Annotated in this window: 14 protein-coding genes; 10 read left to right on the top strand and 4 right to left on the bottom strand. The window is 36.7% G+C overall.

Features of this window, described 5'->3' with window-relative positions:
• Positions 1–23: 23 nt before the first annotated feature.
• Positions 24–1,436, bottom strand: a complete 1,413-nt coding sequence (gene gndA, locus AC1DEF_RS20720; protein ID WP_097824933.1) for an NADP-dependent phosphogluconate dehydrogenase — start codon at positions 1,434–1,436, stop codon at positions 24–26.
• Between the two features lie 395 nt (positions 1,437–1,831).
• Here gndA and AC1DEF_RS20715 point away from each other — a divergent pair, with 395 nt between their 5' ends.
• Both AC1DEF_RS20715 and ald read left to right on the top strand, forming a co-directional pair.
• Positions 1,832–3,067 carry a PucR family transcriptional regulator gene (locus AC1DEF_RS20715; protein ID WP_097824934.1) on the top strand — a complete coding sequence of 412 codons (1,236 nt, stop codon included), beginning with the start codon at positions 1,832–1,834 and terminating at the stop codon, positions 3,065–3,067.
• 251 nt (positions 3,068–3,318) lie between these two features.
• A complete protein-coding gene (ald, locus tag AC1DEF_RS20710; protein WP_013059863.1) occupies positions 3,319–4,452 on the top strand; it encodes an alanine dehydrogenase in 1,134 nt (377 codons plus the stop codon).
• Between the two features lie 62 nt (positions 4,453–4,514).
• Here the strand turns inward: ald and AC1DEF_RS20705 are convergent, their stop codons facing one another.
• Positions 4,515–5,204 carry a hypothetical protein gene (locus AC1DEF_RS20705; protein WP_255255799.1) on the bottom strand — a complete coding sequence of 230 codons (690 nt, stop codon included), beginning with the start codon at positions 5,202–5,204 and terminating at the stop codon, positions 4,515–4,517.
• Positions 5,205–5,568: 364 nt separating this feature from the next.
• Between AC1DEF_RS20705 and pdxK the strand changes: the two genes are divergently transcribed.
• On the top strand, positions 5,569–6,393 hold the full coding sequence (gene pdxK, locus AC1DEF_RS20700; protein ID WP_013085513.1) for a pyridoxine/pyridoxal/pyridoxamine kinase: 825 nt from the start codon (positions 5,569–5,571) through the stop codon (positions 6,391–6,393).
• A 33-nt stretch (positions 6,394–6,426) separates the two neighbouring features.
• On the opposite strand, the gene AC1DEF_RS20695 is transcribed toward pdxK, so the two are convergent.
• Positions 6,427–7,296 (bottom strand): Cof-type HAD-IIB family hydrolase, encoded by an 870-nt coding sequence (locus tag AC1DEF_RS20695; protein ID WP_074896224.1) that lies wholly within the window; start codon positions 7,294–7,296, stop codon positions 6,427–6,429.
• A gap of 88 nt (positions 7,297–7,384) precedes the next feature.
• Complete coding sequence (pgmB, locus tag AC1DEF_RS20690) at positions 7,385–8,092, bottom strand: beta-phosphoglucomutase (protein WP_097824936.1); 708 nt, start codon at positions 8,090–8,092, stop codon at positions 7,385–7,387.
• A 275-nt stretch (positions 8,093–8,367) separates the two neighbouring features.
• Here pgmB and AC1DEF_RS20685 point away from each other — a divergent pair, with 275 nt between their 5' ends.
• From AC1DEF_RS20685 to AC1DEF_RS20655, 7 genes are all read left to right on the top strand, one after another.
• Positions 8,368–10,005 carry a PTS transporter subunit IIBC gene (locus AC1DEF_RS20685; RefSeq protein ID WP_025752447.1) on the top strand — a complete coding sequence of 546 codons (1,638 nt, stop codon included), beginning with the start codon at positions 8,368–8,370 and terminating at the stop codon, positions 10,003–10,005.
• A 4-nt stretch (positions 10,006–10,009) separates the two neighbouring features.
• The gene (locus AC1DEF_RS20680) at positions 10,010–10,795 is read left to right on the top strand and encodes an endonuclease/exonuclease/phosphatase family protein (protein ID WP_097824937.1); all 786 of its coding nucleotides are present in this window, start codon (positions 10,010–10,012) and stop codon (positions 10,793–10,795) included.
• Between the two features lie 291 nt (positions 10,796–11,086).
• Positions 11,087–12,187, top strand: a complete 1,101-nt coding sequence (locus AC1DEF_RS20675; protein WP_477727538.1) for a glycosyltransferase family 4 protein — start codon at positions 11,087–11,089, stop codon at positions 12,185–12,187.
• Entirely contained in the window at positions 12,184–13,122 is a 939-nt protein-coding gene (locus AC1DEF_RS20670) for a glycosyltransferase family 2 protein (RefSeq protein WP_013059871.1), read from the top strand. Before AC1DEF_RS20675 ends, AC1DEF_RS20670 begins: the two co-directional genes overlap by 4 nt.
• Before the next feature lie 2 nt (positions 13,123–13,124).
• Positions 13,125–14,843, top strand: a complete 1,719-nt coding sequence (locus AC1DEF_RS20665) for a DUF6020 family protein (protein ID WP_318331355.1) — start codon at positions 13,125–13,127, stop codon at positions 14,841–14,843.
• Positions 14,843–15,178, top strand: a complete 336-nt coding sequence (locus AC1DEF_RS20660) for an EamA family transporter (RefSeq protein ID WP_013059873.1) — start codon at positions 14,843–14,845, stop codon at positions 15,176–15,178. Before AC1DEF_RS20665 ends, AC1DEF_RS20660 begins: the two co-directional genes overlap by 1 nt.
• The gene (locus AC1DEF_RS20655) at positions 15,171–15,503 is read left to right on the top strand and encodes an EamA family transporter (RefSeq protein ID WP_016765961.1); all 333 of its coding nucleotides are present in this window, start codon (positions 15,171–15,173) and stop codon (positions 15,501–15,503) included. The genes AC1DEF_RS20660 and AC1DEF_RS20655 overlap by 8 nt, the downstream gene beginning before the upstream one ends.
• The last annotated feature ends 26 nt before the right edge of the window (positions 15,504–15,529 follow it).

Below are 15,529 nucleotides of genomic sequence, written 5' to 3'. Positions count from 1 at the left end.
TATACAGCTGCTTTTCTTGTTTTTTATTTTAACCACTCAGTATGGAATACGCCCTCTTTATCAACACGTTGATATGTGTGAGCTCCGAAGTAGTCACGTTGCGCTTGTAAAAGGTTCGCTGGTAACGTTTCTGTACGGTAGCTGTCATAGTAAGCTAATGCACTTGAGAAACTTGGTACAGGAATACCTTGTTTAACCGCAATTGAAATAACTTCACGAAGAGCCGACTGATAGCCTTCTACGATATCCTTGAAGTATGGGTCTAATAATAAGTTTGTTAGATCTGCATCGCGATCGTAAGCTTCTTTAATTTTTTGTAAGAATTGTGCACGGATGATACAACCACCACGGAAGATCATTGCAATATCACCGTACTGTAAATTCCAGTCATATTCTTCAGAAGCTGCTTTCATTTGAGCAAACCCTTGCGCATATGAACAAATTTTACTCATGTACAATGCTTTACGGATTGCTTCTACTAATTCGGTTTTATCACCTTCAAATGCAGCTGCATTTGGACCGCTCAATACTTTGCTTGCTTTTACACGTTCTTCTTTCATAGCTGAAATAAAGCGCGCAAATACAGATTCCGTAATGATTGGTAGTGGTACACCTAAGTCAAGCGCACTTTGGCTTGTCCATTTACCTGTACCCTTTTGACCTGCAGTGTCTAAAATAACGTCTACAAGTGCTTTACCTGTTTCTTTATCTTTTTTCGTAAAGATATCAGCTGTGATTTCAATTAAGTAGCTATCTAGCTCGCCTTTATTCCATTCAGCAAATACTTCATGTAGTTCATCTGTTTCTAAACCTAATACGTTTTTCATAATGAAGTATGCTTCACAAATTAACTGCATATCGCCATACTCGATGCCGTTATGAACCATTTTCACGTAGTGACCTGCACCATTTGGTCCAATGTATGTGCAGCAATCATCGCCTTCAACTTTCGCTGAAATAGCTGTTAAGATTGGTTTTACAAGTTCATATGCTTCTTTTTGTCCGCCAGGCATGATTGAAGGTCCTTTTAATGCGCCTTCTTCTCCGCCGGATACGCCTGTACCGATGAAATGGATACCTAATTCTTCTAGCTCTTTGTTACGACGAATTGTATCCTGGAAGAATGTATTTCCGCCATCGATTAAAATGTCGCCTTTTTCTAAGTATGGTTTTAACGAATCAATTGTTGCATCTGTAGCAGCACCAGCTTTAACCATTAATAAAATTTTACGCGGTTTTTCAAGAGAATTAATAAACTCTTCCACACTGTATGTACCTGCAAAATTTTTACCTTCTGCTTCTGTTTTTAGGAACTCTTCTGTCTTTTCAGGAGAGCGGTTATAAACTGAAACAGAATAGCCTCTGCTCTCAATGTTTAGCGCCAAGTTTTTCCCCATAACCGCTAAACCGATAACACCGATTTGTTGTTTTGCCATGTTAAATTCTTCCCTTCATGTGTAATATGAATTGGTCAACCTAATCGTAACTGAACATATCATAAAGAAAGTTACAGATTCAAGTTTGATATAACCATAATCATACGTTTTATTATACACATTTGAAAAGAATCATGCTCACCGAACATTGATTATTTTGAAGAAAATTTCGATAAAATAAGCGAAATGAACGCAGTTACTAATCATCCGTACATTCTTAACTACCTTTAGACGCATTTTAACATTTTCTTAAACAATTACTTTTGTTAAAATATTAAGCAGTTAATCATTTCAATGAATTGATGATCAACACGGTTGTTACCGTTTTACTATATTTATTGTAGCTAAAAAGCTGTACTAGTACTTATTTTGTTTTATGAAGAGGGATTTTATATATGACGAAACCAATCAAAGATCCGTTCAAGGAAAATTTTGATACGCTTGAAGAATTCGCTGATCGCATTAGCGAAGTATTGAACTGTCCTATTACCATTGAAGATGCTAATCATCGCTTATTAGCTTATAGCACCCATGACGAAAGAACGGACCAGGCGCGTATTGCCACAATTATTGGAAGAAGAGTTCCGGAAAAAGTCATCAACAACTTATGGAAAGAAGGCATTATTCCTAAACTGCTTGAGACAAATGAACCTGTGCGTGTGAAAAATATAAATGAAATTGGGCTTGGAGATCGTATAGCTATTTCCATCTGGAAAAATGAAGAAGTTCTAGGATTCATCTGGGCTGTTGAAATTGAGAAAGCCTTAGGCGACAAAGAAGTAGAGCTATTAAAAAAAGCTGCGAATGTATTAAAAAATAAATTGCTACAGCTTCAAATTCGAAAGTATAAACGAGAGGAACGTTCACAAGAATTTTTCTGGAAATTATTAACTGGTCACATTAAGTCTCGCCAAGAAATTTCAGAAGCGTTTTATGAAGCTCAAATTACAGCTCCATCAACATTTTCCATTGCTATCTTCCGCTTCCAAGAAGATATTACGCCTGAAGCTGAACGTCAAATCTCGTATATGCTAAAAACGATGCATCGCTTGAAAATCGTTCTTTATACGATTGATTGCAATGACTTAATCTTACTGCTTTCTTTGGATGCGGTTGAAAACCCTCTTGATGAACAGCGAGATTTTGTAGACTATTTTAGAGGCAACATGTATGAACGCTTTGATGTTACTCAAATTAAAGCCAGCTGCAGCAGTATTTATTCATCGCACGATCATATCGAAAAAAGTTATAAAGAAGCCTTGAACGTATTAGATATGAAAAGTAAGTTTCCAGAAGAAACGAAAGAGATTATTAACTATCAGGAATTAGGTATTTATCAATTTCTTGATGTTATTTTAGAAAAGCGCGTGCAAGATCAATTTGAAAACCATTCTTTAAAGAAGCTAACTGATTACGATCTTCGTCATAATAGCAACTTGGTGGAGACTCTTGAAGTATTTTTAAATAATGATAATAACATTAACGAAGCAGCAAAAGAATTAAATGTGCATATGAATACACTTAGCTATCGATTAAAGCGAATTTCAGAGATTGGTGATATTAACTTAAAGGACGTTAATCAAAAAATGACTCTTTATATTGATATTAAGTTAATGAAATATAAAAAATAACAGATAATGTAACTTCTTTTAACATTGAGCTATTCGTTTATTTTCTAATAAACAAATAGCTCTTTTTTTACTTTTTATTTCCTTATGATGTTAGATGACCTTACATAAAAATTAAAAATTCTGATAAGTAAGCGTTTACATTTGTGTGTTTAAACAAAAACCACTTCTTCAATTCTTCTTTCTAGACAAAGAAATTTCATAAAACTTTCTTTATACTAAAGGTACACAAACGACCAAGGGGGAAATTAATCATGATTATTGGCGTACCAAAAGAAATCAAAAACAACGAAAACCGAGTAGCGATTACACCAGCAGGCGTAGCATCATTTGTTGGTACAGGTCATCGTGTATTAATTGAAAATGAAGCGGGTATTGGAAGTAACTTCACAAACGAAGATTATGTAAAAGCTGGAGCTGAAATCGTTGAGACAGCAGCTGACGTTTGGGCACAAGCTGAAATGGTTATGAAAGTAAAAGAACCATTAGCAAGTGAATACGGCTATTTTAGACCAGGTCTTATCTTATTCACATACCTTCACTTAGCAGCTGAACCAGCACTAGCAAAAGCATTAAAAGATAGCGGCGTAACAGCCATTGCTTATGAAACAGTAGCAGTAAATCGTACATTGCCTCTATTAACACCTATGAGTGAAGTAGCAGGACGTATGGCTGCTCAAATCGGTGCACAATTCCTTCAAAAATCAAACGGTGGAAAAGGAATTTTATTAGCGGGTGTTCCTGGAGTTAGCCGCGGAAAAGTAACGATTATCGGAGGCGGCGGTGTTGGTACAAATGCTGCAAAAATCGCAATCGGTCTCGGTGCTGATGTAACAATTATTGATTTAAGTCCTGAACGCCTACGTCAATTAGACGATATCTTTGGCAACCAAATCAATACGCTAGTGTCAAACCCTTACAATATTGCAGATGCAGTAGCAGAGTCAGATTTAGTGATTGGCGCAGTATTAATCCCAGGTGCAAAAGCTCCAAAACTAGTAACGGAAGAAATGGTGAAAACAATGAAGCCAGGTTCTGTTATTGTTGACGTAGCAATCGACCAAGGCGGTATTGTTGAAACAATCGACCACATTACAACACACGATCAGCCGACTTATGAAAAGCACGGGGTTGTACACTATGCAGTTGCAAACATGCCGGGAGCAGTTCCTCGCACATCAACAATTGCTTTAACAAACGTAACCGTACCTTACGCACTTCAAATTGCTTCTAAAGGTGTTCACAAAGCAATCGCTCAAAACGAAGCGTTAAAATTAGGAGTGAACGTTGCAAACGGAGCCATTACGTACGAAGCAGTTGCACATGATTTAGGTTATGATTACGTATCAGTAGACGTAGCTCTTGAAAAAGAATTAGCTTCTATCTAATAAATAGTGAAAAACGTCCTTAACCCGCTGTTAAGGGCGTTTTTATTTTATATGAACAACAATTAGCTATAAAAAACACGACTATTTAAAGCTTTGTGTATCTGTTCACTGGTAATCTCCGGTACTATTGGCCAGAATTCAGGAGTAGGAAACATAAGGTTACTAGGCGTTCTATTATGATTTCCATCTAGTTCATGAAAAGGTTCTGGATCATCCGTCTCGTTAAAACGATTCGTAATAAACATAAAATGACCTAATTCATGTGCGAGAAGATACTCATCTGTACTTGCATTTGTCATAATAATAAGCGGAAAAGAATTATAAGTTACAGCGAGAGTAGATGAATAATCAAAATTAACAGGCCCAAATCTATTTCCATTCATGTAAAATACATACACATCAGCATTTTGACAAACTTTTCGGCCAGTTTTAAGCATTGCTTGTACCATTGTAAGATGACTAGCCCCTCCAATTGGAAAATTTTCCGCATTATTAACAATGCCACTGATGTTTTCCAAAAAAACAACTGAACGTGTAATAGTAAATGTAACACCTTGGATTAATCGGTTTTTCTCATATTGTTTCCATATTTTATTAGCAGCGGCTATGTCTCTTTTTACACGATTGGGAACTATAGACTGATTATCTGTGGAGTTTCGATCAACTTTAGCTCCTGGTAATACAATTATACAAACATTTAAAGTGCCTGCCTTAACAGTTCTGAAGTGATCATTTGTTAAATTTGAATTCATATAATAATCTTTGTGGTTTTTTTTGCGAGGTTGTGATTTATTGAAAGCATACGAATCGTCTTTATAACTGTCATGATTAGAATGTTTTTTTATGTGAATCACCCTTTCTTAAGTTTCTCTTTATTTTATTCATGAAAAGAAAGAGTGCTTGTACCATAAGGTAAAAGAGGCTAAGACAAAAGTATACACTTAGGATTCATACAGTTTTTAGAAATTGAATATCTACATTAAAAGCGATAAAATAAAAGAAAAAGTGAAAAGTGAATGGAAGAAATTTATCTAAAACACATTGGGCAGCTAAAAACCGACCGGTGGAAGTTTTACTCTATTTTCTCTATGAACTTAAAATACGGGAGGATTTTTTATGACAATGAATAAAGCATTAACCATTGCGGGTTCTGACAGCAGCGGCGGAGCTGGCATTCAAGCGGATTTAAAAACATTCCAAGAACTGGGTGTTTACGGAATGACAGCTTTAACAACAATTGTAACAATGGATCCCGATAACAGCTGGTCTCATAACGTATTTCCGCAAGAAGTTTCAACTGTTGAACAGCAGTTGAAAACAATTGTAAAAGGCGTAGGCGTACAAGCTCTAAAAACAGGTATGCTTGGCTCAGTGGAAATTATTGAACTAGCCGCAAAAACAATTGAAGAATATGGTTTAAAAAATGTCGTAGTAGATCCTGTGATGGTATGTAAAGGAGAAGACGAAGCGCTTCACCCGGAAACAACTGTCAGCTTGCGTGATGTACTAGTTCCAAAAGCAACAGTCGTAACCCCTAATTTATTTGAAGCTAGTCAATTAAGTGGACTTGGTCCTATCAAAACGGTCGATAAAATGAAAGAAGCAGCCGTCAAGATTTTTGACCTTGGTGCCGAATATGTATTGATTAAAGGCGGAAGTAAATTGGCGCATGAAAAAGCAATTGATTTGCTTTATGATGGAAAAACGTTTGAGATCTTAGAGTCTGAACGTATTGAAACAACATTCACGCACGGTGCTGGATGCACATACTCAGCTGCGATTGCTGCTGAATTGGCAAAAGGCAGTGACGTCAAACAAGCTATTTATACAGCAAAAGAATTTATTACAGAAGCAATTCGTCATTCATTTGCTTTAAATCAATATGTTGGACCGACAAATCACGGTGCATACCGTCGTAACAAGGAGAAAGTAACAAACTAAAAAGCATGCCTAAAGGCATGCTTTTTAGTTTGCTTATTGTTTAACTGTTTCAAGCGCATTTAAAATAGCTTGAGCTACGCCGTGCTCGTCATTTGTTCCTGTTACGATATGGGCAAACTCTTTAATTTCTTGAGGGGCATTCCCCATCGCTACAGCACGTCCAACTCGCTGAAACATCGATACGTCGTTATAATTGTCTCCAATGGCCATCGTTTCTTCTAGAGAAATATGGCGTTCTTGAACAAATGATGTAACTGCAATTCCTTTTTGAGCATTTTCATCATTTATTTCAATATTTTCTTTACCAGATGCACTGACTGCAATCGAATCTAACTTCACAAGTTCTATTTTTGCCTGTTCTAACTTTTCTTCGTCAAAAGAGAAAGCAAGCAGCTTATAAATGTCCTTGTTTGGATCTTGAAATAACGCTTCATACTCTTCAATAAGCTTTACTCTGCCGCTATTGAAACGCTCTTTTGCCGCTTCTAACGATTTTTCATAATTATCTTTTAAGCTAGCGCTTAAATAAATATCCATTAATACCGACAAAGCTTTTTCATAGTCATTTGAATACGTGCCTTCACTTGTATAGACTTCAAAGTACAGCTGAAACTTCTTAAAAATACCCTCTACTTCGCGAATAGATTCCATCGTCATGCCTACTGAATATTGTTTTTCTCCTTGTGGATTCCGAAGCTCTGCTCCGTTTGCACAAATTAAATATGTATGAAGTCCTGCTTCTTCTAAAACATAACGGGCCTCTTCATAAGAACGTCCCGTAGCAACAACAACTTCCACCCCTGCCTTTTGAGCTGTCTTAATCGCTTGGGCATTTTCTTTACTTACAACTTGTTCACTATTTACTAAAGTTCCATCCATATCGATCGCAATACATTTAATCATGATGTACCCCTTCCTATGCAGCTTTGCTCTCTTATTTTATTCTAGCATATGTTTTTTTGCGCTTTGCTACTTGCATGTAAAAGATTTACTAATTTTTTGTATACGCGCTGTTATAATCTGTTCCTTTTCTTGCTTTTTCGAAAACCTCTTTGATCGTCTTTAAATGCAAATCAGCTGTTGAATATACGTGAAAACTCACATCCTCTTCCTTCAGATGCTTACCAACGCCGATAGAAACCATATCTGTTTGATTAATAGCTTTTATACCGGCCTCTCCATCTTCTATGCCCACACATGAATAGGGTTTTACTTGTAATTGATCGGCAGCTGTCAAAAATATTTCTGGATCTGGTTTTCCCTTCTTTATTTTTCTCACATCCACAATGCAATCAAAAAAAGAACGTATTCCTAGCGAATCTATTACAGTATTTGCATTTGAACTAGAAGAAGCAATTCCCATTTTAATGCCTTGCTTTTTGCAATCCTCTAACAACAATTGTATTCCTGGAAGTAGATGATCCTTTGTCATTTCCCTTATTAATGCTTGGTAATGCTTATTCTTTTCATCAGCAAGCTGTTCTTTTTTTTCCACTGTGAGACGTACGTTGCCTTGTGCAGCAATGAGCTCTACAGTTTTCACTCGGCTGATCCCCTGCAGCTGCTGATTCAGTTCTTCAGAAAATGAAACGTTAAGTTGATCTGCTACTTTTTTATTTGCTCTATAATATAAATGTACCGTATCTGCAATAACACCGTCTAAATCAAAAATAATCGCTTGTAGCCCTTCTTTTTTCATATTATCCTCCTCTGCACTTGTCTTTATGCCATTACTTGAATGCTTTGATTACATTCTATCGTGTTAAAATACCGGTAATACTGTTCACTTTATCATAAAATTTTTTTCATCATTTATGATTCATGAATAAATTTTTCAAAAAAAGAGAAATTACAGTCTTGCATTATGAAAGCCCTTTTATTACAATAAGGTTATGCAAACGGTTGCACTATCTTTGAAATATAGTTTATCAAAAAATAAAATGAAAACCCATACATAGGGGAAGGGGAAAAACTATGAAGAAGTTCTTTTCATTTGATTTTTGGCAGAAATTTGGTAAGGCTTTATTAGTAGTAGTAGCGGTTATGCCCGCAGCTGGTATTATGATTTCACTTGGAAAACTAGTTGCAATGACTGGGGGAGACATCACTGCTGTACAAACAATTGCACGCGTGATGGAAGACATAGGCTGGGGTATCATTACAAATCTTCATATTTTGTTCGCTGTTGCCATCGGGGGCTCTTGGGCAAAAGAACGTGCTGGAGGTGCATTTGCTGCACTCATCGCATTCATTCTTATTAATCGAATTACAGGAGCCATTTTCGGAGTTAAAGCAGAAATGCTCTCAGATTCAAAAGCAACGGTTCAATCACTGTTTGGACAAGAATTAGTTGTAAAAGACTACTTCACATCTATTTTAGGATCTCCTGCTCTTAACATGGGAGTGTTCGTAGGAATTATCGCTGGGTTTTTAGGTGCGAATTTATTCAATAAATATTACAACTATGATAAATTGCCTGAAGCCCTTTCGTTTTTTAACGGCAAGCGCTTCGTACCATTTGTGGTCATCGGTGGTTCAGTTGTAACGGCACTGCTTTTATCCATTGTATGGCCGTTCATCCAAGGTTCATTAAACAGCTTCGGACAGTGGATTGCAACATCTAGAGACACAGCTCCTATTCTAGCACCATTTATTTTCGGAGCATTGGAGCGCCTGCTTCTTCCATTTGGTCTTCATCATATGCTGACAGTTCCTATGAACTACACGGAGCTAGGCGGAACGTACAAAATTTTAACAGGTTCTGGAGCAGGTTCCACTGTTGCCGGTCAAGATCCTTTGTGGCTTGCTTGGATTGCAGATTTAAATAATTTCCGCGCTGCAGGAGATATGGACAGCTACAAACAGCTCTTACATGACGTTACACCTGCACGATTTAAAGTAGGACAGATGATTTTATCTTGTGCGTCATTAATTGGAATCGCTTTAGCAATGTATCGTAACGTAGATCCTGACAAACGTTCAAAATATCGTTCAATGTTCTTTTCAGCTGGACTAGCTGTTTTCTTAACAGGCGTAACAGAACCAATTGAATTTATGTTCATGTTCGCAGCACCTCTTTTATATGTCGTATATGCAATTATGACTGGACTGGCTTTTGCCATTGTTGATATTGTTCATGTTCGCGTACACTCCTTTGGCGTAATTGAACTATTAACACGTACACCAATGATTATCAAAGCCGGACTATGGGCTGACTTAATGAACTTTGTCATCGCCTGCCTTGTATTCTTTGGCTTGAATTTTGGAGTGGCAAACTTCTTAATCAAACGTTTTAACTTCCCAACGCCGGGACGTAACGGAAACTATATCGATGAAGAAACAACTGCAACAAGCAGCAAGCAGGTGAAAAATGATTCGCTTGCCCCAGTCATTATTGGACTGCTTGGCGGAGAAAACAATATTGAAGACGTTGATGCTTGTATGACTCGCTTACGTGTAACGGTAAAAGATATACATGCCGTTGCAGGAGAAAGTGAGTGGAAACAAAACGGAGCCCTTGGTTTAATCTTGAAAGATAAAGGGGTACAAGCTATTTATGGACCTAAAGCGGATGTTTTGAAATCCGACATTCAAGATTTGTTAGGAGCTTAACATAATGAAGCTATTAACGTTAAATTGCCACTCTTGGCAAGAGGAAAATCAGCTAGACAAGTTATCTTGTCTAGCTGAAGTAATTAAAAAAGAAAAATATGATGTCATTGCTTTACAGGAAGTAAGCCAAAAAGTAGACGCACCTTATGTATATGACTACATTCGCAGCGATAATTACGCTTTGCTTTTAGCAAAAGAACTGGGTAAGCAAGGTGAAGACTATCAATTGGTATGGGATTTATCTCATATAGGCTATGAAGTGTATGAAGAAGGAATTGCCATTTTAACGAAACACCCTATTATTGAAGAGCATTCATTTTTTGTTTCACAAACGTCAAATATTGACTATTGGAAAACGAGAAGAATTGTTGGAGCCACAATCGAATATGAAAAAGAACTCCTTACGTTTTATTCTTGTCATCTTGGCTGGTGGGATGACGAGGAAGAGCCGTTCAAGCAGCAAGTTGATACGCTGCTAGCTCATGTACACAAAGATAACCCATTTTTCCTACTCGGAGACTTTAATAATGACGCTCATAGACGAAATGAAGGTTACGACTACCTGTTGAGCCAAGGCCTCTATGATACGTATACTCTATCGAACAAAAAAGACAGCGGTATTACAGTTAAAGGTAACATTGCTGGATGGGATGATAATGAACGGGCACTGCGCCTTGATCTAATTCTATCGAGTCATGCGCAGGATATTCAGTCATCAACTGTGGTTTTTAACGGCATACATTATCCCGTTGTTTCCGACCATTTTGGGGTAAGCGTTGAAGTGAAATAAGTGACATAAAGCGAACGAATAGCGTTCGCTTTTTTTCGTGTGATTATGATGATGTGAAAATCATCTTCTTTACTGCTTTATCTATCGTTTTGGAAGTGTCCGATAAACTTTCGCATTTTAAAAAGTAGGTGTGCTATAATATTGTGATGTTGGCGATATGCAACCCATTTTTGCATGTTTATCAATGAAATCGCTCAACTTAATAGTAAGATGATACATGTAAGCTCTATTTAAATGAACACCCGTTGTCATTATCATAAACTAATAAAGAAAAATAGGTGTGAAACAATCATGAAAATTTTGTTGATTTCAAATATGTATCCTTCGGAACAATTCCCTAGCTATGGTGTATTTGTTCAAAACACTGAAAAAATTTTAGTTCAACATGGTATTCAAGTTGATAAAATTGTCATGCAAAAAAAGACAAGTAAATTAAGCAAGCTTTTTAGCTATGCTTCTCATTATGCTAATGTCGTCTTGACGGGCTTGACAAAAAACTACGACTACCTTTACGTACATTATGCATCTCATAATGCTCTTCCGCTGCTGGTTCTTAAAAAGCTAAAGAAGAATGTGAAGATTGTGACAAACGTGCATGGTTCAGACGCTGTACCTGAAGTACCTTCACAGGAAAAGTATCAGCCTAGAGTAAATGACTTATTGCACCATTCTACTAAAATTATTACTCCTTCTCCTTATTATAAAGGGCTCGTTGAAGAGAAATATAAGGTTCCTAACCCAATCTATATTTTTCCAAGCGGAGGAGTGAATAAAGATCTGTTTCACCCTTATGCAGATAAAAGCAAAGCTTATCAAGAACTAAACTTGGACCCTACTATCCGTTATCTTGGATGTGTAAGCCGCATCGATGTGGGTAAAGGATGGGAATACTATCTGCAAGCAATTGCAAAAGCTGAACAACAAATGCCCACTTCTTACAAATACCTATACGTTGGAAGCGGAAAAGATGAAGCTGCATTTAAAGAAATGATCAAGACTCTGGGCCTAGAGGAAAAAGTCATCCATTTCCCTCTCCTTCCTCAGTCCTCTCTTGCTTACGTATATAATGCAATTGAAGCATTCGTGTTTCCGACCGTAAGAAAGGGAGAAAGTTTGGGCTTAGTCGGCCTCGAAGCTATGGCTTGCGGAGCACCCGTAATTGGGAGTCAGATTGGTGGTCTAAAAGATTACATTATAAACGGAAAGAATGGTCTATTCTTTGAACCTAAAAATGTAGACGAACTAGCTTCACAGCTACAGGCTTTTATTAATCTTCCTGAAGATGTGAAACAGCAAATGTCTCAACAGGCGTTACAAACAGCAAACCGCTACACAGTAGATGTAATTGCTGAACAACTCCCAACAATTTTTTTTGATGAGGTGGAAAAATGAAAGTCGCAGTTTTAATTCCTTGTTATAACGAGGAAGTAACAATTGGAAAAGTAATTGACGATTTCAAACGCGAACTGCCTAGTGCAGATATTTATGTGTACGATAACAATTCAAAAGATCGCACAAGTGAAATTGCACTTGAACACGGGGCAATCGTCAAAAAAGAATTCAAGCAAGGAAAAGGAAACGTTGTACGTTCGATGTTTCAAGAAATTGATGCAGATTGTTATGTCATGGTAGATGGGGATGATACGTATCCTGCAGAATTTGTTCATCAATTAATTGAGCCTATTAGAAATCGAGAAGCTAACATGGTCATTGGAGATCGTTTATCAAACGGAACGTATCTCGAAGAAAACAAACGTGCTTTCCATAATTTCGGAAACAACTTAGTACGTTCTTTAATTAACGGCCTGTACAAAAGCAACATTAAAGATATCATGACAGGTTATCGTGCGTACGATAAATTATTTGTAAAATCAATACCTGTGATGAGCCCGGGATTTGAAATTGAAACAGAAATGAGTCTTCACGCGTTAGATAAACGCTTCCGCCTAAAAGAAATCGCGATCGATTATCGCGATCGACCTGAAGGCAGCGAATCGAAACTTAATACGTTCTCTGATGGATTTAAAGTGTTACGAATGATTTTTACGTTATTTAAAGAGTACAAGCCGCTTCAGTTCTTCTCCATTTGGACAGTGTTATTTATTGTCGCAGGATTAGCTGTTGGTGCTCCAGTACTTTATGAATTTTTTGATACAGGCTTTATTACCAAAGTACCTTCATCTATCTTAGCAACTGGATTGATGGTGTTAGGTGTTTTATCTTTCGTCTGTGGATTAATTCTAGATACAATCGCTTCATTAAATCGCAAGCAATATGAATTAGAACTAAATAAAAAAATTGAACAGATTGAACAAGTAGGAGAATAACAATGATGAAGAATAAAAAAAGTATTTTGCTGCTTACAGTAACAGCTTTAATTATTCTTATCGGTTTAAGTATTGGTAATCCAGATGGTGTTCACTATCTTTCCCTTTTTGCTGCACTTGTATTTACCATCATAAGCTCTATTTTTATTTATAAAAATAGAGCTTATGCTTCATTTAAACCGCTAGAATGGCTATTGCTGATTGTTTTTTCGTTTATCGTACAGTTTTCTCTTTTAGATAACTTACATATGACGAGCTCAACTATTTTCTTACTCGTTTTGTATGCCGTCAGCCGTACTTTATTGGCAATGCTGCTAACGGCCGCTGTACTCAGCGCTATCAAACAGATAAACGATTTTCACTATACATTTGCACACCCAAAGCGTTACCTAGGAATTGTTACGATTCTTATTTTAGCTGTTAGTCTATATTACTGGTTCGCCTTTTTCCCAGCGGCCATGACTCCCGATTCATTAGCACAGTGGAGACAGGCACATAACGGAGAATTTAACGATTGGCACCCTATTATGATTACGTGGCTGATTATGCTGCTGACAAAAATATGGGATAACCCAGGAATTGTAGCATTCACGCAAATTGTTGTTGTAGTAAGCATATACGCCTATACGTTCGATTTTTTCATTAAACGCAAAGCACATCCTGTTATGATTGGACTTTTAACAGCTATTATTGTCATTATTCCAAGCTTTTTAATCTTTTCAATTATTATTTGGAAAGATATTTTATACAGTGCTTTTCTGCTGTTTTTTACGGTGAATATTGCAAAAATCTATTTGTCAAAAGGTGCTTGGATTAAAAGTAAAGCAGGCTTTTTCTTACTTTTACTTTCTGCATTTGGAGTAGCTTTCTTTAGACATAATGGTTTTCCTGTATTTGTTTTGACTTTCCTTTTAATGATCGTCTTATTCAGAAAAAATTGGAAACCTCTTGTCACGATTTTCTTAGTTGTCTTTATTTTACAAAAGATTGTTACAGGCCCTGTGTTCACGTGGCTTGATGTACAGCCTTCGGATCCCAATGAAGCTTTGTCTATCCCAACTCAACAAATTGCAAACATCATTTCAAATGATGGGGAGATGTCAAAAGAAGAGCGCGAATATTTTAATAAAGTGCTTCCTATTGAATTGTGGAAAGAAAAGTACAATCCATATAAAAGCGATCCTATTAAATTCACTTGGAAATACTACGACCGCGAGTTTATTTTTAATGATCTAGGTCTTTACTTTAAGAATTATGCTAGCATTGTCATCAAAAATCCTTATCTAGCAACGGAAGGGTTTCTCAAACAAACGGCTTTGGTATGGCAAATCAATCCTTTTAAAGATGGCTACACAGATACGTATGTAACCAACATTTATTACGGCAATGATTTAGGTCTTAAAAATAAAGTAATCGAGCCGTTTATTACGCATACTGCCAATGCTTACTTAGCTATTTTTAAGCACCCTGTTTTTACATTCTTATGGAAACCAGCTTTTTATCACTGTGTCATTTTATTATTTTCATTAATGCTAGTGATTCGAAGAGGAATTACGTCACTTATTATCGTCATTCCTTGGGCTCTTAACACGCTTTCTGTTCTTGCGGCATTGCCGGCTCAAGATTTTCGATATTTATTAGCAAGCGTATTTGTGTCTTTCTTCTTTATTGGTCTTCCTTTTATCCGATTTGATCAGAAAGAAAGGGATGTGACCTCCTGATGGAGAGCAATTACAACAAAAAGCTAGGAATCACACTCATTATCGTGGCTTCCCTGTTTACAGCTGTTGGACAACTTTTTTGGAAGTTGTCCGAAGCTTCATTTAACTTAAATTTAATTATTGGTTTTTTTCTTTATGGATTAGGAGCGGTTTTTATGATTGCCGCTTTTAAATTTGAAAGAGTTTCCTTGCTTCATCCATTTTTAAGCCTAGGATACGTAATCAGCATTGCTCTTGGTTTCTTTCTATTAAATGAAACCATTAGCCCTATGAAGCTGGTCGGTACTCTTATTATTATCGTAGGTGTAATTTTAGTAGGTGGCCAAGATGAATAGTATCCCGCTTTTACTTATTATGACTCTTTTAGGTTCAGTTGGAGCTGTCTTTTTCAAGTATATTTCTACGTATTTAAATGAAAAAAAGATAAAGCTAGCGCTTATTTGCTTTGTGGGTGGCGGCCTTTTTTACGGGGCGGCAGCTCTGCTTAATGTGTATGTTTTAACGCTGTTACCTTATTCTATTGTATTTCCGCTCACGTCTATTACGTATATTTGGACATTAACATTCGGTTACTTTTTAATTAAAGAAAAAGTTACAACAAAACAAGTTATCGGCTGTATTCTTCTAATTGTCGGATGCTTCTTTATTGCTAATAGTTGATGAGATAACTTGAAAAGGTAGGAGTT

The sequence above is a fragment of the Priestia sp. 10L35 genome (assembly GCF_056395685.1).
This window is presented reverse-complemented; position numbering and strand designations above follow the sequence as displayed.

What these genes read in the sequence shown, in the direction of transcription:
- AC1DEF_RS20665 (WP_318331355.1), top strand. Translation starts at nt 13,125, where the DNA reads ATGATGAAGAATAAAAAAAGTATTTTGCTGCTTACAGTAACAGCTTTA.
- pgmB (WP_097824936.1), bottom strand. Translation starts at nt 8,092, where the DNA reads ATGAAAAAAGAAGGGCTACAAGCGATTATTTTTGATTTAGACGGTGTT.
- pdxK (WP_013085513.1), top strand. Translation starts at nt 5,569, where the DNA reads ATGACAATGAATAAAGCATTAACCATTGCGGGTTCTGACAGCAGCGGC.
- AC1DEF_RS20695 (WP_074896224.1), bottom strand. Translation starts at nt 7,296, where the DNA reads ATGATTAAATGTATTGCGATCGATATGGATGGAACTTTAGTAAATAGT.
- AC1DEF_RS20660 (WP_013059873.1), top strand. Translation starts at nt 14,843, where the DNA reads ATGGAGAGCAATTACAACAAAAAGCTAGGAATCACACTCATTATCGTG.
- AC1DEF_RS20680 (WP_097824937.1), top strand. Translation starts at nt 10,010, where the DNA reads ATGAAGCTATTAACGTTAAATTGCCACTCTTGGCAAGAGGAAAATCAG.
- AC1DEF_RS20685 (WP_025752447.1), top strand. Translation starts at nt 8,368, where the DNA reads ATGAAGAAGTTCTTTTCATTTGATTTTTGGCAGAAATTTGGTAAGGCT.
- AC1DEF_RS20715 (WP_097824934.1), top strand. Translation starts at nt 1,832, where the DNA reads ATGACGAAACCAATCAAAGATCCGTTCAAGGAAAATTTTGATACGCTT.
- AC1DEF_RS20655 (WP_016765961.1), top strand. Translation starts at nt 15,171, where the DNA reads ATGAATAGTATCCCGCTTTTACTTATTATGACTCTTTTAGGTTCAGTT.
- AC1DEF_RS20670 (WP_013059871.1), top strand. Translation starts at nt 12,184, where the DNA reads ATGAAAGTCGCAGTTTTAATTCCTTGTTATAACGAGGAAGTAACAATT.
- gndA (WP_097824933.1), bottom strand. Translation starts at nt 1,436, where the DNA reads ATGGCAAAACAACAAATCGGTGTTATCGGTTTAGCGGTTATGGGGAAA.
- AC1DEF_RS20705 (WP_255255799.1), bottom strand. Translation starts at nt 5,204, where the DNA reads ATGAATTCAAATTTAACAAATGATCACTTCAGAACTGTTAAGGCAGGC.
- ald (WP_013059863.1), top strand. Translation starts at nt 3,319, where the DNA reads ATGATTATTGGCGTACCAAAAGAAATCAAAAACAACGAAAACCGAGTA.
- AC1DEF_RS20675 (WP_477727538.1), top strand. Translation starts at nt 11,087, where the DNA reads ATGAAAATTTTGTTGATTTCAAATATGTATCCTTCGGAACAATTCCCT.